Here is a 17,222-nt window from a genome sequence, read left to right as displayed (position 1 = left end):
CTGCTCAGCATAATCCACCTTACTTTATTATTATTTGTAACTGACTTTATACGCCAGCGGCTCTCAGTCCACACTTAAAAGCAATGAACTATCAATCACCACATTGTCAATTTAGTTTACATTATTAGCCCTTCATCCCGCTGACGTCAAGTGCCCAAAATAGAAACCGGCGCAGCGACTCATAGAAGAAATTGTGCTGGACAATGACACCGCCACAATGTCAATATAATTGACAATTAAATAAGGAGAGTCGCATCGTGATCGACCTACATACGGTACCAACCCCAAATGGCCATAAAATCTCAATAGCCTTGGAAGAATTGGGGCTTGAATACAAGGTAATTCCCTACGACATCAGCATCGGCGATCAATTCAAGCCGGAATTACTGGCGCTAAATCCAAACAATAAACTGCCTGTTTTGGTAGACCACGACCCTATCTCCGCCAGTGGCGAAACTGGGCCAACAGATAACACGCCTATGGTTATATTTGAAACCGGCGCTATTCTTCTCTATCTCGCAGAGAAGACCGGCAAGTTGATGTCTGCCGACCCACGTATTCGCTTCCAACAACTGCAATGGCTTATGTTTCAAGTAGCCGGTGTCGGCCCACTGCAAGGCCAAGCACATCACTTTATCCGCTATGCGCGGGTTCAGCAGGACTACGCCCGCGAACGCTACGTCAATGAGAGCTTGCGCCAATGTCGCGTTCTAGAGGGACACCTACAAACCCAAGACTACCTCGCTGGTGACTATTCAATCGCTGACATCGCCTGCTGGCCCTGGCTTCGTGCACTACCTTTGATTGATATTCATCTAAACAAAGACTTTCCTCGGCTTCATGACTGGTTCCAACGCATAGAGCAACGCCCGGCCGTACAGCGGGGCAAAGACTTAATTCATGGCTGGGTATATCAGCTTCCACCTAACTTTAAAATGGAGTTAGACGAGAAAACGTGGTCATATTCATTTGGCGAAGAGCAATTTCGTCAACGCTAACTCGACTATCGAACAGGAGCTGTTATGAAAGACTTATTTTCCGTCGCAGGTAAAATTGCATTAGTGACCGGCGGGTCACGCGGCATTGGCGCCATGATTGCCGAGGGCTTTTTGCGCTCGGGTGCCAAGGTCTATATCACCTCACGTAAAGCCAAAGAGCTTGAAGAAACTCGGGCGCGACTCTCTGAATTTGGTGAATGTATCGCGATTACGTCTGATCTATCACAGCTAGACGGCATCACTGCACTTGCAGCAGACTTGGCGAACAGAGAAAGTAAGCTCGATATTCTTATCAACAATGCCGGTGCCACATGGGGAGCAAACATCGACGAGTTCCCAGAGAGCGGTTGGGATAAGGTCATGGATTTAAACGTGAAATCCGTGTTTTTTCTAAGCCAAAAATTACTACCACTGCTTCGGGCAGCCGCCAGCAACGATGAGCCCGCACGAATCGTAAATCTATCGTCGATTTATGCGCTACGCTATTCTCACCAAGACACCTTCTCTTACTCCGCCAGCAAAGCAGCCGTCATACAGTTAACACAACAATTAGCAGCGCGCTTGGTGAAAGACAACATCAATGTAAACGCGATAGCACCAGGCATGTTTCCAAGCAGTATGACGGCCTTTTTGATGGAAGACGAAGAAGCCTTAAATCAAAGTATTCCTATGCACCGTGTTGGCAAGCTAGAGGATGCCGCAGGCACAGTTATTTACTTATGCTCGCGGGCCTCATCGTATATGACTGGCGGCCTATTAGTCATTGACGGTGGAACAGTGATCAGCGCCGGATAAGGCACCAAACACAAAATAAGAGCTTTTATGAACAAACCTCTCAAGGGCATACGCGTATTAGATTTAACCCATATGCTCTCCGGCCCGTTTTGCACCATGACCTTGGCCGACCTCGGTGCGGACTTAGTAAAAGTTGAACCACTGAGCGGCGAAGGTACGCGCAAATTGCTCGCCAATGACCCCAAGAATTCACTGGACGGCATGGGCGCCTACTTCATTACCCTAAACCGCAATAAGCGCAGTATTGCTATTGATTTAAAAAGCGAGGAAGGCCTAACTGTCTTTTACGATTTAGTAAAAACCGCTGACGTGGTCATCAACAATTTTACTGCTGGTGTCCCCGCTAAACTTAAAATTGATTACGCCCACTTGGCCGAGATAAATCCGCGGATTATTACCTGCTCAATTACCGGCTTTGGCGAAGATGGCCCAGGCGCAAATCGCCCCGCTTTTGACCAAGTTGCTCAGGCCTACGGCGGCGGCATGTCGATTACCGGCGCCGATGTCAGTCAGCCTATGCGCGCGGGCATTCCCATTGGCGACCTTGGTGGCGGGATGTTTGGCATTATGGGCGTACTGAGTGCCATCATCGAACGAAGCACCTCTGGCATTGGCCAACACGTAGATATTTCGATGTTAGACGTGCAGATATCACTATTGAATTACATGGCAACAATGCACTTTTTATCTGGGGACAATCCGCACCCTATCGGCAATAGTCACTTTGTTCATGTGCCGTATAACAGCTACCCGACCGCGGATGGCCATATTGTTGTTTGCGTGCTAACCGATAATTTTTGGCTAAATTTGAAAGGCTTGGTGAACTGTCCAGTCCTAGAAAAGTCCGACTACGACACCCAGCCAGGTCGCCTAGAAGACAAGGCGTTCATCGACCAAACCTTGGCAGATATTTTTCGGCTAGACAGCAGTGAAAACTGGATAAAAAAGCTCAACGAAGCGCGCATCCCCGTTGCACCGGTAAATAATTTCTCACAGGCCTTAAGCGACCCACAGGTGCAACATCGCAACATGGTGGTCGATCTAAAGCATCCTTCGGGCAAAAGCACGAAAGGCCCCGGCAATCCTATTAAGCTATCCCGCAGCAGTGATGAGCTCTTTTCCCCTGCGCCGCTGCTCGGTCAAAATACCGACGAGCTTATGGCTGAACTAACCAACTATTCGTCGGCAGATACCGTAAGACTAAAAGCAACTGGTATCATCGCCTAAAGACACTCAAAAAATAGAGTACGGATTACACAATGGCTGAAGAAATCATTATTAACGACGTTGGCCCCCGTGATGGTTTGCAAAACCAAGCCATCGTGCTTGAGCCACATCAACGCCTTGCGCTGATTAACGCCTTAATCCATGCTGGGGTGAAGCACATTGAAGTAGGCTCTTTTGTATCCCCCGCCGCAGTACCGGCAATGCGCGGCACCGCAGAGGTCGTCGCAGCGCTACCAAGCGGGGACTATCATTTTTCTGCACTTATACCAAACCTCAAAGGTTACGAGCTAGCCAAGGCTTCTGGCATCGACACCGTGAGTATTGTTATTGCAGCAAGCAACAGCATGAACGAACAAAACATTCGCATGACAAACGCGCAAGTATTAGCCTTTGCAAAAGACGTATTAGGCCGTGGTCAGGCTGATAACTTTACGACCCTCGCCTGCATTGCCACCGCTTGGGAATGCCCCTTTGAAGGCCTTGTACCAGAGAAAACAGTGATCGATTTGTGCGGTGAAATGCTTGCCGCTGGCGCGCCAGAAGTCGTTCTCGCGGATACCATCGGCGCCGCTTCTCCCGCGCAAGTGAAGTCGCTAATGAGCAAGCTGGTCAACGAATTTGGTGCGCACCGCCTCTCCTGTCACTTTCACGACACCCGCGCTATGGGTGTCACCAATGTTTTTGCCGCGGTAGAGTGCGGAATACGTAAATTCGATACGTCCATTGGTGGACTCGGTGGCTGCCCCTTCGCGCCCGGCGCATCAGGAAATGTTGCCACCGAAGATGTGGTATTAATGCTTAACCAGATGGGATTTGATACCGGCATCGACTTAGCCAAGCTAGTAATCGCAGCGGATTTAGTGGGCGAACAAACCGGCGCAAACGCGATAGCAAAATCGGCTAAATGGATAAAGCGGCAGGTAGAAAAAGGGCGTTTATAGCAAGAAAGAAATGAACAAAAGAATAACAGCGCAAAACTCATCTAAGAAAAAGGGCGAGAACAATTAATTATCCATCGCCCAAACAATGACTACTGCTGATGCGCGTCCTCAGGAAGATATGGCCCCGGCAATAATCCTTGGTTATGCGCATTGATAGCCATCGCGTTCGCACCTGACGACAAGGCGGGGGTTTGATCTGAGATAGAGCCTGCAATCTGCTGCACAATGGCACCCACAATGGCCCCAGCTAAGCCACTACCGCCATCACTAGATGATTGCTGGGCAAACGCGCGTGTTGTCCACAACAACTCGCCCGTTCTCGCATCGATAAGTTTAAGTTCTGAGTCCACAATAGTCACCGAAGACAGCAATTGAAACTTTTGCCCCCACTGATTAATCGTCGTATACAAAACTGCATCAGCACCGATATTTTCCCGGAGCTTTTCCAAGGGCACGCCATTCATTTCACCCGGTGAAGGCAGACCATTCTCTTTCAGAAATTGATCAACTACCGCAACAGGAAAGACGTAATAGCCCTTCTCAGCTAAGGGCTTAGAAACCGTCGAGATGAAAGTATAAGGCGCGTTCACGTCCACTGATTCATTCAGCGGTGGGATAACCAAAATCGAGCGCGGTTTGCTGGCTTGAAGTGCCGAGTAATCATAAGGTGGAGCCACTTGGCACCCAACAAGCGACAGCGCAAGTAATGCAAAAACTAATGCCCTATTCCGAGTTGAAATATTCATCGCTGCGCTCCTTGCTGCTGAAGCCGCGACAAGAATCCGTCGATCATAACCGTTGACTCAGGATACAGAGCTTTTTCTTGCAAAAAGGCAGTCGTAGCTTGTGGAAGATTGCCGACGGTGGTGTACATATAGCCCAAATGACCGTATACACCGGGGGGCACAGCTTTACCACTGTCCTGCGCCCGCTGTATATCTTCTGTCAATTTTTGAATTTGAAGATCGGGCGGCGCCTCGCCAGGTTTTGCATACATCTTATAAATCAGTGACTCGTAGCTACCCCAGTAGTACATCGTTTTTTGGGCAGGCACGCAGGCTACACAACTTAGCCCAAGAAAGGTGATCAACATGACATTCTTCATAGGAATCCTTTCCAATTATTGGGCGGCTGACCATACACCTGCTTCCAGATCACGAACCATATTATTGACGGCCTCAGTAATAGCAAAGTTAAGGACTTTGCCGTTAAGGGTTGCGTCATAACCGGACGTACCACCGAAACCAACCACCTCGCGATTACTCAAAGCATATTCACCGGCGCCCTGAGTAGAATAGATAATTTCCGACGTTGTCACGTCGACCACATTGATAGAGACCTTAGCGTACGCGGTTTGTGTTTTCCCTGATCCAAGGATGCCAAAAAGCTGGTGATCGCCGGTGGTTTTCCGACCAAATTCGGTCACATCACCTGTAACTGCGTACCGCGCGCCCCGCAGTTTCTGCTGCACTCCGCTGAGCTTTGCCTCCTCAGCTATACGCGCCATATTCTCGCGATCAACGACGGTAAAACGATTGGTTTGCTGAAGATGTGTTTTTAAGATGGTCTTCGCTTGATTACCTAACTGATCTGACCCTGAACTAAAAATACCCTGCAGATAGTTAGAGCGATTATCAAACTGCCCTACTACTAATACTTGTTTAGTTCCAGAATAAGCGCTTCCATAGCTGGCAACGGTCTGAGATTCAACGGCTTGGTGGGATTCTGTAGCGCATGCAGACAATAACAACGTCGCTAAGATTGCAGGAAGTACGCGCGCTGCATTCCGAAAATAGTTTAACAAGGGAGTAGTTAACATTGAGCAAATCCATTTGGTTTTTATGTCGGGACTTAATTATGGCAGTGCGCGAACAAGCACGTCAATCTAGTTATTAATCAAATCCAACGTCGCATAATAATTACGCCACTACTACACATATAGCCTTCAATACGAGATTACTAAGCCGATGGGGACACGCCCTACCATAGAATGGATACTGTTAGACAACACTAAAATCCACCCTAGGCAGACATTCAAATCCAGGCTTCGCAAAGTGGTAAGCTTGCATCAGCTCAACACCCGCATCTCGTAACCTGCTCACCCCTTCTCTAGCTTCAACTCCTTTCACTATAACGCTTATATTAAGCTCGTTTAATAAATTCAAAACGGAGTTAAAATATAACGCGCCTTTCATGTTGGCTAAGCATGTGCTCACATCTATACTGAACGCATAAAAGGACTAACTTACACTGCAGGAGCGCCCCATGTTAAAAACACGCATATCAGTTATTCTTATTGCCTCATTGGCCCTATCAGCTTGCGGTGGCGGTAGCGGTGGCGGTGGCGGTGGCGGTGACGTAAATTCAGTACCGGAGTCTAAGTACATTGCAAACCACTCTCTTTCTGCCAGTTACGCCCTAAATAGAACAAATACCCCATTGGTAGCTGAAAAGTTTATCAACGAGATTCTACAATCTATCGCCGTTTTTGATGGCCACCGGCTTGTTCTATCAACCCCTATTCCACAATTTTATTTTGAAAACGGCACACAACGCACGTCCTGTAACTATAGCGGTTCTATAAACACGTCCATACAAAAAAATGGAGGCACCATAACCCTAGAATTTGATCAGTGTAAGGACGACATCAATGACGCCTCAAGCTCAGGAACAATTAAATCTTATATTTACAATGTTAATGAAACAGATCGAACCTTTAACGCGGCAGTTGAATTTATCGACTATCAAGAACGCTTAGGTAGTCGCTATACCAGCGCGAGCGGCACTACGGTGCTAAATGTGAGTATTGTCGAGCACGACATAATTATCGTAGAAGCGGAAACACACCGTAATGTTTATGACAGCGATATCCAAGAAAATTTCGAAAGTAATATTTCCTATGCCTTCCTGTACTTGCAGTATCCAGAATATCTTGCCCTGCTTGCCCTGCCTACCGATGCGTCAGGATACATCGACTTCGAAAATAGCGGCACTCTTATACTCTCTGGCGACGTAGACCTATACGCGGCTACTCTCACCGGTTTTGGGGACAATCAAGCCAAAGTGAAGCTACATAACAATCGCTATAGTTTACGATACGAAGAAAACTCTGGGGAATATTTTAGCATCGGTATTTCCGCATCCAAATTCGACGATATAGACGTGTTTGCCGCCAATACAACCCCGCACTTTACGCTAAATAACAATCCCAAATCATTCTATGCGCCAAATCAAGAGCCTGCGGAAATACTTCTCGATCAATGGTTCTTTGACGCGGAATTCAATCTTCATGAAATTGATGTCAATATTAGCTGTGGGCCAGTCGGCGCCCAAACCAATATTGGTTTAGAGGACCCTTTTAAAATTAAATTCACGTCAGATATCTACGGCTTATACACGCTCAATGTCAGAATTACCGATGCGGACGGAAATTTTGCGGAAGGACCTATCTACATTAAGTATCTTCAGGATGAGCAATCAGGCAATACGACAGGAGAAAAGTGCCAGCCAGGCTCTTCATTTGGTGGGCTGGAGCCAATTCCATCAGCCTAACGCCAGCTCATATATTGAAACTAGAACCAGCAAAGAAATAAAATACCGAGGCTGCAGTGAGCGGCCTCACCTTAATTTAGACGTTTTCTAAATTGCTACCGTCTCCAAACGCCTCAGCACAGAACTAGCAATTTTATCTATTTTCGCCACGCGGTATCTTTAGCGCCCCTTTGAGGCAACATCGGGTTTTTGTCACGGTATATAACTAGCGTCGGCGCTTTGATATTGGGGAGCAACCTATCAATAAAAAAGCCACATATTTGACTGTATGCAAGCCGAAATAAATCACGATATTGGCATTACGATGTTATTTCGGCACCCTGTACATGCCCCAATATTAAATTCACCAATTTTTCTAAAAGTGCCTCGGGCAAGTCATGCCCCATTCCAGCGACCAATTCCAAGCGCGCGTTAGGAATGCGACGAGCAGTATCTTTTGCCCCCTTCAGTGGCAGCATGGGATCTTTGTCGCCATGAATAACCAACGTCGGCGCATTTATTTTTGACAGTATTTTCTGACGACTGCCTGAGGCCATAATAGCCGCCATTTGCCGCGCTTTTCCCGGCGGGTAATGAGCGCGTTCATAGGCAGCTTCGATACGCGCACGCAGCTGTTGCACTGGGTCGCCAAGTTCTGGACTGGAGATTAGTTGCCAGGTTCTTAATGAATGCGCTATTTGCGCATCGCGATCTGGGGCGGCTTTATTCAATATATGCCAGAGTATTTTAGGTTTCATTCCCCCGTAGCCGGAACTCGACATTAATGACACTAGTGAGTTGACGCGCTCCGGATAATTTACAGCGAGCAATTGCGCGATCATACCGCCCATGGACGCGCCAACAATATGAGCGCTGGAAATGCCTAAGGTGTCCAACAAGGCAACCGTATCAGCTGTCATATCATCTAAGGTGTAGGCGACCTTGAGAGGCAGTTTAAGCTGTTGGCGCAACCGCAGGGCAATAACATTCGGAACCGCCGCGTCATTTAATTTGGTCGACAAACCAACGTCGCGATTATCAAATCGAATAACGCGATAACCTGCATCGGCAAGACGGTGACAAAAGTTTTCTGGCCATGCAATCAACTGACTTGCGTAGCCCATAATGAGCAGTATGACCGGCGCATCCGGCGCGCCAATTTCTTCATAGGCAAGTTCAATACCTTCGCTTACGGCAATGCGGCTGCGCGTCCAATCCATAGTGCTAAACACCTAAATCTAAATACCGTCTGTTATAACAGAAAAACAAAGAGATTTCGGCAAGCCCATGAAAAGTTTATAGCGCGAGTACTGTTGATTTAGGACGTATGACTGTTGAAATGAATAGGTGTTTGGCATTTACCAAACACCTAATTTTGCCTAGCGATTGTGAATTACATCGCTGTCGTGGTCCTTGAAATAAATACGGAATGGCCAATCCCGGCTTTTACCAATATAAACGTAGAAGCCATAACGATCTTCGCTGTAGTCCTTTACGAATTCATAACGTGGGCGCACAGCAGGATCTTCGGGGGTTAGTTCTGGCGCAGTGACCAACACCTCTTCAATTTCCATAGCCGGCGAATCTCCTTTGCGGGGTACAGAGATTAATACGCGATATTCACCGGATACGTCTCCCCGCTCAACAGATTCCACCGTGGCACCCGTTCCTTCATCAACAAACCCCACCTCTCCCCGTATATCACCCGTTTCAGCGGCATTCGCGACGCTAAAACAAAAGCTGGCCAGAAGGAATACAGCGGCGTTACGTACTCGAATCATCATTATTATCCTATTCCTTGGTTTAGGATGAGCTACTCTGTAAATAGCCGTTTTAAGTCAGACTGCGATGCTACCACCCATTGTCTATTGCTGTTAAGTGGCGTTCACCCGATATCGTCTAAGTATAGCTGACTTTTATGCAAGACAATCCGCACTAAATAGACACAAAAAAGCCGCCCTTGGGCGGCTTAGTCTTAATTAAAGCCAAAACGTGGCGTATTCAAACGAATCATCTTTAACTTAGCAAGATGAACTACTCGATTGCTGGGAATCGCTAACTGCAAAAAGCGTCACCGGCAGCAATACGCTTACCTAATTTTGCTAAGGTTTTCGCCGAACTACCCAAGACCATTTCATTGTGCCTAAGCCATGTGCAGTAACGCCACAAAGGGTAATCTCTATCTATACCGGCACCACCGTGCAAATGCTGAGCCGCATAGCTAACGCGATGACCTACATCACCTGCCCAGATTTTTGCGATTTGCACTTCATTGGTGGCGTCCAACCCCCCGTCAAGACGGCTGATCGCTTGGTAAGTATTCAAGCGAAGGCATTCAACGTCGATAAAACAGTTTGCCGCCCTATGCCCAACCGCTTGAAAGGTCGAGATCAACACCCCAAATTGCTTACGTTCTGCGGTATACGACGCCGTCATACGCATGGCCTTATCACTAGCGCCGAGTTGATGGGCGCATAGCGCAACGGTACTGCGTTCGGCTATCCACTGCATCGCCGCCTTGCCATCTGCCGCAGCGATCAAAATATCCTCGGCGTGAATTCGTACATTGTCTAAATTAACTACAAACTGTGGCTCATACGTTGTCACTTGCTGAGTAGTAAGACTTACCCCTTCAGACTTAGGGTCAAGCAAGACAACAACAACGCCGTCACTGCTTTTTGCAGCAAGCAATATTCGATTAGCTATATTTGCAAAGGGCACATTGGTTTTCTGGCCAGACAGCAACAGCGTATCACCATCCACCTTTGCTGTTGTTAAATACGGCTCTGCCGGATCATCGTTATGTGCTTCGCTTAACGCCGCTGTTAACAAGGTTTCGCCACTGCATACGCCCGGCAGCCATTTTTGTTTTTGTGCGGAACTTCCAAATTGCTGGATTGGCAATGCCGATGAAATTAAGTGTGAAATTAAAGGTAACGGCGCTATCGTGCGGCCAGCTTCTTCTACTAATAATCCCAATTCAAAAAAGCCAAAGCCCATACCGCCGTATTCCTCGTCTACGGCGACACCCAGCAAACCTGCCTGCGCGAGTTTGCTCCACAACTCCCGATCGAACCGTTCGCCCTTGTAATCGTCGTAGTGGCTGAGCTTTTCTGCAGTGACGCTATCACTCAGAATCTCCCTAGCCAAATTCTGCACGTCGCGTTGCTGCTCAGAAAATCCAAAATCCATGATCTAACCCTCTATATCGTGAAGCGCAGAATTAACGAGATGCACGCGGCATCCACAAACCCGCTGCAGAAATAATATCCCGCTGTATTTCGTTGGTGCCGCCGCCAAAGGTAATAATGGAGGCAGTGCGGTACAAACGCTCAATGCGAGATGCGATAGGGTTCGCGCCATCCGTTCTTCGACTAATTAACGACGCTTCGCCTATGACTTCACCCAAAAGACGATAAACCTCGATAAAGAACTCAGAACCGTAAACTTTGGCAGCAGAGGCATCCGCCATTTCAAGATTACCCTCCGTCATTGCCCATGCCTGCTTGTAACACACCAGTTTTAGGGCCTCGACACCCGCTCTCACCTTCGCCAAATTGATTTGCACCCAGGGCTCATCAATTAACTTACCGCCTGTGGGTAGATCCAAGGTCTGCGCCCAGCGAACAATGTTGTTAAACATTTCGGCAGTAGGACCGAAGTTAACTAGGCTTAAACGCTCTCGGTTTAACTGGCTAGTTATCAACTTCCAGCCGCCGTTTAATTCACCCACCATAGCATCTTCGGGTACACGAATATTGTCGTAGAAGGTGGCATTGGTGCGCACTTCACCTAAGGTAATGACCGGGCTGCAACTCCAACCCGGATCACTGGTCGGCACCATAAACATCGAAATGCCTTTGTGGGGCTTGGCCGCATCAGGATCGGTACGACACGCTAGCCAAACGTAATCGCAAAAATGCGCAAGGCTCGTCCACATTTTTTGACCATTAATAAGCCAACCGTCGCCGTCTTTAACCGCACTAGTCTTGAGACTGGCCAAATCAGTTCCCGCACCGGGCTCAGAGTAGCCAATAGCGATTAAACATTCCCCCGCGAGTATCTTGGGCACGATCTCACGCTTCTGGCGCTCGTTTCCGTGCTCTGCCAACTGGGGACCAACAGATTCTGTAGTAAGGAAGGGAAACGGGTAGCCCGCCCGCATAACCTCTTCAACAAAGATAAATTGCTCTATTGGACTCATACCGCGACCACCCAATTCCTTGGGCCAACCCACGCCGATCCAGCCATCTTTACCCATTTTCTTAAGCGCTTCGCGCCAAAGTGGGCCACCACCCTCGCCCATCGCTTCATCGCACTCTGCCTTCAGCGCGGGGGTCATAAGTTCGTCAAAATAGGCCCGCAGTTCTTTACGCAAGGCATCTTGCGCTGCGGTAAACTCAACTTTCATCGCCGTCCCCTAATTAATGGCTTTTCTATGGTGAATGTATTACGTGTTTTTATCAGCCAATCATAGGCGTTAGGCCCGCGACAACAATTGCAAATTCACTCACCTAAGTGACAATTGCAGTCAGCTTGTTTCGACTTGCTAAAACCATGGCAGAGAACCTTATCAGCCGTTCAGACGATAGTAGTAAGTGCCTGATCTTGCGATGATATCTGGCTAAATTAGATACGGATTTTCCGGCGCTATAGCTGCCGGTTAAGCGATTGCACATCCATTCGGTGGAGATTCATAATGAGCAATAAACCCGTGCAGGCCGCCATAGAGGGCTGGTTCACACTCGACGCGGACACCCCACATCTTATCGGTGCCTGCTGTGACGCTTGCGGAACCTATTACTTCCCCAAAACCCTTAGTTTTTGCAAAAATCCCGCCTGTGACAGCACAACATTTAACGAAGTAGAACTTAGCCGAACAGGCAAAATTTGGTCTTATACCAATGCCTGCTACAAGCCGCCAGAGCCCTTTGTGGCCGAAGACCCCTTTGTACCTTATGCCATCGCAGCGGTGGAGTTAGAGAAAGAGAAAATGATTATTCTCGGGCAAGTTGTTAAGGGTGTCGATGTCGACCAGATGAAAGTCGGGCAAACCGCTGAGCTCGTGCTCGAAACCTTGCACGAAGACGACGATGCCATAAAAGTCACTTGGAAATGGCAGCCACAGCGCTAATCACCGCCCTAGGAGAATAAGTATGAGTCAAGATATTGCAGTATTGGGCGTTGGCATGCACCCATGGGGTAAATGGGGACGCAACTTTAGCGAGTACGGCGTTTACGCCGCGCGAGAAGCACTTAAGGATGCGGGTATACCGTGGCAAGACGTACAGTTTGTCTCTGGCGCCGCCACCATGCGATGCGGCTACCCAGGCTACGTTGCCGGCGCCACCATAGCACAAGCCCTCGGCTGGCAAGGAGCGCAGGTAAACACGTCCTATGCAGCCTGCGCGTCAGGCTCACAAGCACTTGCTGCAGCCAGAGCCAAAATTCTAGCCGGTGAGTGTGAAGTTGCCCTGGTTGTTGGCGCAGATACAACGCCAAAAGGATTTTTAGCACCTGCCAAAGGTTACCGCCCGGAAGATCCAGATTGGTTGCGTTTCTACCTGGGCATTACCAATCCGAGCTATTTCGCACTCTATGCTCGCCGCCGCATGGACCTATATGGCGACACCGAAGAAGACTTCGGCTTGGTAAAAATTAAAAACAGCGAAAACGGTTTCACCAACCCAAATGCTCGCTATAAAAAGAAATTTACCATGGAAGAAATTTTAAATTCCGCTATGGTTGCCGACCCACTCCGCTTACTACAAATTTGCGCGACCTCCGACGGCGGCGCGGCGATGATTGTGTCTAGCATGGAGTACGCAAAACGAATCGGTAAAGCCAATGCGGTGAAAGTCGCCGCAGTGTCCACGGTAACCCCAACCTTTGCTAGCGCCGTGGTAGAGATGCCAGATATCGCCACCGACTCCGCAGCCGCAGCCGGCGTTGAGGCCCACAGTTTTCGTGCCGCCTTACCGAAAAAAGCTTACGAACAAGCCGGCATTGGACCAGAAGATGTCAGTCTAGCTGAGGTCTACGATCTGTCTTCAGCTTTAGAATTAGATTGGTACGAGGACCTTATGCTCTGCCCACGGGGAGAAGCGGCCCAACTCGTTCGCGAAGGTACGACCAAGCTTGGCGGACGCTTGCCGGTAAATACCTCTGGTGGTCTAGCCTGCTTTGGCGAAGCGGTACCCGCACAGGCAATAGCGCAGGTATGCGAACTAACATGGCAGCTGCGCGGGCAAGCCGGAGAACGGCAAATCGCAAATGCAAAAGTCGGCATTACCGCCAACCAAGGCCTGTTCGGCCACGGCTCATCGGTTATCCTCAAGAAGTAATTACCGCAGTTAATTGTTACCATGGGGTCTGATGCTCATCAGCCCCTTGTTTCTTGCACACAAGACCTAGGCGGCTTAACTTCATAAAACGGAGCACCGCCACATGGCCAATCTCGTTACTATTTTAGCTTTTCTTTTTATTGCCCTGCTTGTTTTTGTGCCGCTCATAGAACGCTTCGCCCCACGAGCATCGCCGGAACAGCAATCAAAAATTTCACGGTGGATTTTGCCATTAGTGGGCTTGTCGCTGGTGGTAGCGCTGTTTAAATCCTTTATGTCTTAAATATTGCGCTTACAACTTTTACATCTGTAAAACAAAAATCTGTCTGTGTATTACGGCATTATCAATTCAAGGGGTAAGATCACTAAGAACCAAGACGACTCACAAAAAGCCGCCCAAGACCGACGATAACTAAAACTCCGATCGGCGTTTAATCACCAAAAGTGAACCAAATTTCTAGGTAACGCTAAATGGGCACCAAAGCTCCACCAGCAAGCCTCCACTGGGCTTATTACGCAAAGTCAGCGTTCCGCCATGACTATGTATGATTTTTTGGGTAATCGCCAATCCAAGCCCCATCCCACCAGCTGAACGACTCCGAGATTGATCAACCGTAACGAATGGTCGAATAACATCCTCCAGCTGGTTTTCTGGTATTCCCACACCATTATCTTCAATGACAATAGACACACCAGCCTGATGAACTTGCAGATGCACGAACGCAGAGCCGGCATGCTTGCAGGCGTTTTCGATAAGATTCTGCACCGCTCGTTTGAATTGTGCGGGCCGACAATCTAAATAGGCTGTTTGATCCATGCGGTATTCGACGGGCGCAGACTCTTCAATCAGATCTTCACATAGGCTTTCGAGCAAGTCGCCTATGCTAATTCGTCTTATTGGTTCGTCAACGTTGTCACCGCGAACAAAATCCACGATAGATGCAATCATATTGCGCATGTCTTGCACTACGCGCTGCAAACCTTCGCGCTCTTTTTCGTCGACCAAGAGATCGCAGCGCAGCTGTAAGCGCGTCACAGCGGATTTTAAATCATGGGATATCGCCGCAAACATCTCGGTTTGACCGTGCAGCAAACGTCGTAGTCGTCCTTGCATTTCATTGAACGCCCGAGCAGCGACACGAATCTCCTTTGCCCCAGCTTCCTCAAGAGGCTCAACATCTATATTCATGCCAATATGCTCTGCCGCGCTCGCGAGCTTATCGATGGGCGAAATCAGTTTCGAAATAAGATACCAAGTAATGAGCAAGGCCAAGACAATGACAAGCAATAGATGCAGAGTGGCAGCCTCAAATAACAAAGAGCTAGCCCCCGGCAACTCAGCGTGAAATGAAGCGGTTTCATTATCCGGAAAATGGATATTAACCAGCAAATCTACCGCTCTTTCCGACCGGGGGTAACGCAGGTCTTGGCCACCGTCGAAACGACGAACGCACACATCAATTTGATACGCTGGACGCTGCTGAAATATCTGAAAAATACGGTCAGAAATCTCGACCGAAAGTGCGTTTTGCTGACAGGCCACCACGTCTAAAGGCACCAAATCTGGATAGCTTGTGAGAAGTTGAGTCTCTGCCGCAGTTAATATTTTCTGGCGTTGCTCAGCCGGAAACGTATACGCCAAATCAACAATACCGAGTATTCGCTGGGCTAAATCTGAGGCCTCAGTGAGCAACACACTTTCATCGCGATTAGCCTTGTAAATCATCAAGCTCAAGGTATGTGAAACAATAAAAACTAAGGTGAGCAGAAGTATCGTTCTTGCCTTAAGCGTATCCGGCAGTATTCGATTCATATCAGATCGACTGCGCACGTAAACTGGTAGCCTGCTCCCCAAGCAGTCTTAATGATTTCAGGGGCCTTAGCATTGTCTCCCAGTTTGCGTCGCAAGCGACTGATGTGGGAATCGATACTACGATCAAAGGCGGCACTGTTGCGGCCCTTCGTCATGGCTAGCAGGCGATCTCTCGACATCGGAATTTGAGGGTTTTGCACAAATACCAACAACAAATCAGCCTCGCTGCTAGACAGGGGAATCACCGTAGAATCACAATCGAGCAGCTCCATTCTGGCAGGCTTGAATCGCCAACCATCAAAACAATAAACCCCTTGTGCTCGTCTTCCTGCAGCATTGCCGCTGCGGCGCAAAACTGCTTTTATACGAGCAATAAGCTCCCGCCGCCCAAAAGGCTTAACGATATAATCATCCGCACCTAACTCTAGGCCAACCACCCTGTCTATTTCTTGATCTTTGGCACTCAGCATAATGACCGGCGGGCTTTCGGGGTCAGCTCGAAGTTGACGACACAATTCAAAGCCATCGCGACCGGGTAGCATTACATCCAACAAAATCAAATCTGGCCGTTGCTGGGTGAGCGCCGCATACATCTCCTCGCCATTGGCAGCGGACACACTTTGATAGCCCTCTGCGGTTAGCAGTTCGGATACTAACTGCAATATATCTTCGTTGTCGTCGACAACGAGAATACATAGCCTTGTATCAATTCCCATTACGTTTACCACCAATGTCTATGATATGCGACGTCTACAAGCACTCTTTAAACCCACTACTGATCGGCCTAAAACGTGTCGATCAAGGCCGCCCCCGCCGCAATGCAATATTCCGACGCTGGACAAACTATAGCAGCGCAAACTCCTCAGAACAGCAGTAGTTTCCTATGCCTCGAAATATTAACGTTTATTGATGCCACACTCTGGTAAACATTGCGACAGTTTGACAAGAATTAACCTAGCATCACTTTGCACCACTCCTCACCTGACACACTTTTTTACACTTCTGACAACACTTTTCACACTTTAGGTGCCAAAGTAAACGCAATAAAACAGATATGTGAGAAGCCAAATGCTTGTTTATAAAAGGTACTTTAAGCTAACTCTAGCAGTCTGTTGCGGCTTAATTAGCAGTGCGACAGCGCTCGCGGTAGAAACGCTAAACACCAAAGAACTGCAACATAGTTGTGTCGAATATATTGCAGAGGTAGAAAACAAAGAGGGCACAATTTGCAGTGCTTACCTACAGGGCTTTGTATCGGGCAGCAGTCAAATCTCGCTCGCCGATAACGAGCAATCGGACTTTACCCAGCGCGCCATTAGAACCCGTGCACCTGGGGGCAGCATCGAAATCGACTCATTAAAGAATGCGCGCTACTGCCTGCCGAGCGATATCAGCATTAAAGAACTTGCAGGTCAAATTGCCAACACCACCCTAACTAAGAAAGATCAGCTGGCAAGCTCGTTGATGAAACGAGTTTTAAAAGCGCACTACCCTTGCTAACGGCGAGTTTTCCCTTAATCCAAACTTTGCCGGTGACTTTGCCAGTACTCATGACTAACAACAGCGACGCTAG

19 protein-coding genes are annotated in these 17,222 nt (G+C 48.4%); 9 read left to right on the top strand and 10 right to left on the bottom strand.

Annotated elements, in window-relative coordinates:
* The first annotated feature begins 257 nt into the window (after nucleotides 1-257).
* From O9X78_RS14260 to O9X78_RS14245, 4 genes are read left to right on the top strand one after another with little or no spacing between them, the layout of a single operon-like run.
* Nucleotides 258-998 (top strand): glutathione S-transferase family protein, encoded by a 741-nt coding sequence (locus O9X78_RS14260; RefSeq protein ID WP_269620384.1) that lies wholly within the window; start codon nucleotides 258-260, stop codon nucleotides 996-998.
* 24 nt (nucleotides 999-1,022) lie between these two features.
* The gene (locus tag O9X78_RS14255) at nucleotides 1,023-1,793 is read left to right on the top strand and encodes an SDR family oxidoreductase (protein ID WP_269620383.1); all 771 of its coding nucleotides are present in this window, start codon (nucleotides 1,023-1,025) and stop codon (nucleotides 1,791-1,793) included.
* 27 nt (nucleotides 1,794-1,820) lie between these two features.
* On the top strand, nucleotides 1,821-3,020 hold the full coding sequence (locus O9X78_RS14250; RefSeq protein ID WP_269620381.1) for a CaiB/BaiF CoA transferase family protein: 1,200 nt from the start codon (nucleotides 1,821-1,823) through the stop codon (nucleotides 3,018-3,020).
* A gap of 32 nt (nucleotides 3,021-3,052) precedes the next feature.
* Nucleotides 3,053-3,961 carry a hydroxymethylglutaryl-CoA lyase gene (locus tag O9X78_RS14245; protein WP_269620380.1) on the top strand — a complete coding sequence of 303 codons (909 nt, stop codon included), beginning with the start codon at nucleotides 3,053-3,055 and terminating at the stop codon, nucleotides 3,959-3,961.
* A gap of 89 nt (nucleotides 3,962-4,050) precedes the next feature.
* On the opposite strand, the gene O9X78_RS14240 is transcribed toward O9X78_RS14245, so the two are convergent.
* From O9X78_RS14240 to O9X78_RS20930, 4 genes are all read right to left on the bottom strand, one after another.
* Entirely contained in the window at nucleotides 4,051-4,707 is a 657-nt protein-coding gene (locus O9X78_RS14240; protein WP_269620379.1) for a DUF799 domain-containing protein, read from the bottom strand.
* On the bottom strand, nucleotides 4,704-5,066 hold the full coding sequence (locus O9X78_RS14235; protein ID WP_269620378.1) for a DUF4810 domain-containing protein: 363 nt from the start codon (nucleotides 5,064-5,066) through the stop codon (nucleotides 4,704-4,706). Before O9X78_RS14235 ends, O9X78_RS14240 begins: the two co-directional genes overlap by 4 nt.
* 15 nt (nucleotides 5,067-5,081) lie before the next feature.
* A complete protein-coding gene (locus tag O9X78_RS14230; RefSeq protein WP_269620377.1) occupies nucleotides 5,082-5,780 on the bottom strand; it encodes a CsgG/HfaB family protein in 699 nt (232 codons plus the stop codon).
* Nucleotides 5,781-5,961: 181 nt separating this feature from the next.
* A complete protein-coding gene (locus O9X78_RS20930) occupies nucleotides 5,962-6,156 on the bottom strand; it encodes an EAL domain-containing protein (RefSeq protein ID WP_350339237.1) in 195 nt (64 codons plus the stop codon).
* A 70-nt stretch (nucleotides 6,157-6,226) separates the two neighbouring features.
* On the opposite strand from O9X78_RS20930, the gene O9X78_RS14225 reads away from it, so the two are divergent.
* Complete coding sequence (locus O9X78_RS14225; RefSeq protein ID WP_269620376.1) at nucleotides 6,227-7,513, top strand: hypothetical protein; 1,287 nt, start codon at nucleotides 6,227-6,229, stop codon at nucleotides 7,511-7,513.
* A gap of 299 nt (nucleotides 7,514-7,812) precedes the next feature.
* On the opposite strand, the gene O9X78_RS14220 is transcribed toward O9X78_RS14225, so the two are convergent.
* From O9X78_RS14220 to O9X78_RS14205, 4 genes are all read right to left on the bottom strand, one after another.
* Nucleotides 7,813-8,712, bottom strand: coding sequence for an alpha/beta fold hydrolase (locus O9X78_RS14220; protein ID WP_269620375.1), 900 nt, complete (start codon nucleotides 8,710-8,712; stop codon nucleotides 7,813-7,815).
* Between the two features lie 159 nt (nucleotides 8,713-8,871).
* On the bottom strand, nucleotides 8,872-9,276 hold the full coding sequence (locus O9X78_RS14215; RefSeq protein WP_269620374.1) for a hypothetical protein: 405 nt from the start codon (nucleotides 9,274-9,276) through the stop codon (nucleotides 8,872-8,874).
* 271 nt (nucleotides 9,277-9,547) lie between these two features.
* The gene (locus O9X78_RS14210; protein WP_269620373.1) at nucleotides 9,548-10,684 is read right to left on the bottom strand and encodes an acyl-CoA dehydrogenase family protein; all 1,137 of its coding nucleotides are present in this window, start codon (nucleotides 10,682-10,684) and stop codon (nucleotides 9,548-9,550) included.
* A 31-nt stretch (nucleotides 10,685-10,715) separates the two neighbouring features.
* Entirely contained in the window at nucleotides 10,716-11,903 is a 1,188-nt protein-coding gene (locus tag O9X78_RS14205) for an acyl-CoA dehydrogenase family protein (RefSeq protein ID WP_269620372.1), read from the bottom strand.
* Nucleotides 11,904-12,191: 288 nt separating this feature from the next.
* On the opposite strand from O9X78_RS14205, the gene O9X78_RS14200 reads away from it, so the two are divergent.
* From O9X78_RS14200 to O9X78_RS14190, 3 genes are all read left to right on the top strand, one after another.
* On the top strand, nucleotides 12,192-12,626 hold the full coding sequence (locus tag O9X78_RS14200) for a Zn-ribbon domain-containing OB-fold protein (protein ID WP_269620371.1): 435 nt from the start codon (nucleotides 12,192-12,194) through the stop codon (nucleotides 12,624-12,626).
* 22 nt (nucleotides 12,627-12,648) lie between these two features.
* Nucleotides 12,649-13,836 carry a lipid-transfer protein gene (locus O9X78_RS14195; protein WP_269620370.1) on the top strand — a complete coding sequence of 396 codons (1,188 nt, stop codon included), beginning with the start codon at nucleotides 12,649-12,651 and terminating at the stop codon, nucleotides 13,834-13,836.
* Between the two features lie 103 nt (nucleotides 13,837-13,939).
* Entirely contained in the window at nucleotides 13,940-14,119 is a 180-nt protein-coding gene (locus O9X78_RS14190) for a hypothetical protein (RefSeq protein ID WP_269620369.1), read from the top strand.
* Between the two features lie 174 nt (nucleotides 14,120-14,293).
* Here O9X78_RS14190 and O9X78_RS14185 read toward each other — a convergent pair whose 3' ends face one another.
* A complete protein-coding gene (locus O9X78_RS14185; RefSeq protein ID WP_269620368.1) occupies nucleotides 14,294-15,649 on the bottom strand; it encodes an ATP-binding protein in 1,356 nt (451 codons plus the stop codon).
* Nucleotides 15,646-16,365, bottom strand: coding sequence for a response regulator transcription factor (locus O9X78_RS14180; RefSeq protein WP_269620367.1), 720 nt, complete (start codon nucleotides 16,363-16,365; stop codon nucleotides 15,646-15,648). Before O9X78_RS14180 ends, O9X78_RS14185 begins: the two co-directional genes overlap by 4 nt.
* A 352-nt stretch (nucleotides 16,366-16,717) precedes the next feature.
* Here O9X78_RS14180 and O9X78_RS14175 point away from each other — a divergent pair, with 352 nt between their 5' ends.
* Entirely contained in the window at nucleotides 16,718-17,149 is a 432-nt protein-coding gene (locus O9X78_RS14175) for a Rap1a/Tai family immunity protein (RefSeq protein WP_269620366.1), read from the top strand.
* Nucleotides 17,150-17,222: the final 73 nt, after the last annotated feature.

This window comes from Zhongshania aquatica (assembly GCF_027257955.1).
Classification (GTDB): Bacteria; Pseudomonadota; Gammaproteobacteria; order Pseudomonadales; family Spongiibacteraceae; genus Spongiibacter; species Spongiibacter aquatica.
The sequence above is the reverse complement of the archived record's forward strand: the minus strand, read 5'-3'. Positions and strand labels throughout refer to the sequence as shown.

What these genes read in the sequence shown, in the direction of transcription:
- O9X78_RS14255 (WP_269620383.1), top strand. Translation starts at nt 1,023, where the DNA reads ATGAAAGACTTATTTTCCGTCGCAGGTAAAATTGCATTAGTGACCGGC.
- O9X78_RS14250 (WP_269620381.1), top strand. Translation starts at nt 1,821, where the DNA reads ATGAACAAACCTCTCAAGGGCATACGCGTATTAGATTTAACCCATATG.
- O9X78_RS14245 (WP_269620380.1), top strand. Translation starts at nt 3,053, where the DNA reads ATGGCTGAAGAAATCATTATTAACGACGTTGGCCCCCGTGATGGTTTG.
- O9X78_RS14240 (WP_269620379.1), bottom strand. Translation starts at nt 4,707, where the DNA reads ATGAATATTTCAACTCGGAATAGGGCATTAGTTTTTGCATTACTTGCG.
- O9X78_RS14235 (WP_269620378.1), bottom strand. Translation starts at nt 5,066, where the DNA reads ATGAAGAATGTCATGTTGATCACCTTTCTTGGGCTAAGTTGTGTAGCC.
- O9X78_RS14230 (WP_269620377.1), bottom strand. Translation starts at nt 5,780, where the DNA reads ATGTTAACTACTCCCTTGTTAAACTATTTTCGGAATGCAGCGCGCGTA.
- O9X78_RS20930 (WP_350339237.1), bottom strand. Translation starts at nt 6,156, where the DNA reads ATGAAAGGCGCGTTATATTTTAACTCCGTTTTGAATTTATTAAACGAG.
- O9X78_RS14225 (WP_269620376.1), top strand. Translation starts at nt 6,227, where the DNA reads ATGTTAAAAACACGCATATCAGTTATTCTTATTGCCTCATTGGCCCTA.
- O9X78_RS14220 (WP_269620375.1), bottom strand. Translation starts at nt 8,712, where the DNA reads ATGGATTGGACGCGCAGCCGCATTGCCGTAAGCGAAGGTATTGAACTT.
- O9X78_RS14215 (WP_269620374.1), bottom strand. Translation starts at nt 9,276, where the DNA reads ATGATGATTCGAGTACGTAACGCCGCTGTATTCCTTCTGGCCAGCTTT.
- O9X78_RS14210 (WP_269620373.1), bottom strand. Translation starts at nt 10,684, where the DNA reads ATGGATTTTGGATTTTCTGAGCAGCAACGCGACGTGCAGAATTTGGCT.
- O9X78_RS14205 (WP_269620372.1), bottom strand. Translation starts at nt 11,903, where the DNA reads ATGAAAGTTGAGTTTACCGCAGCGCAAGATGCCTTGCGTAAAGAACTG.
- O9X78_RS14200 (WP_269620371.1), top strand. Translation starts at nt 12,192, where the DNA reads ATGAGCAATAAACCCGTGCAGGCCGCCATAGAGGGCTGGTTCACACTC.
- O9X78_RS14195 (WP_269620370.1), top strand. Translation starts at nt 12,649, where the DNA reads ATGAGTCAAGATATTGCAGTATTGGGCGTTGGCATGCACCCATGGGGT.
- O9X78_RS14190 (WP_269620369.1), top strand. Translation starts at nt 13,940, where the DNA reads ATGGCCAATCTCGTTACTATTTTAGCTTTTCTTTTTATTGCCCTGCTT.
- O9X78_RS14185 (WP_269620368.1), bottom strand. Translation starts at nt 15,649, where the DNA reads ATGAATCGAATACTGCCGGATACGCTTAAGGCAAGAACGATACTTCTG.
- O9X78_RS14180 (WP_269620367.1), bottom strand. Translation starts at nt 16,365, where the DNA reads ATGGGAATTGATACAAGGCTATGTATTCTCGTTGTCGACGACAACGAA.
- O9X78_RS14175 (WP_269620366.1), top strand. Translation starts at nt 16,718, where the DNA reads ATGCTTGTTTATAAAAGGTACTTTAAGCTAACTCTAGCAGTCTGTTGC.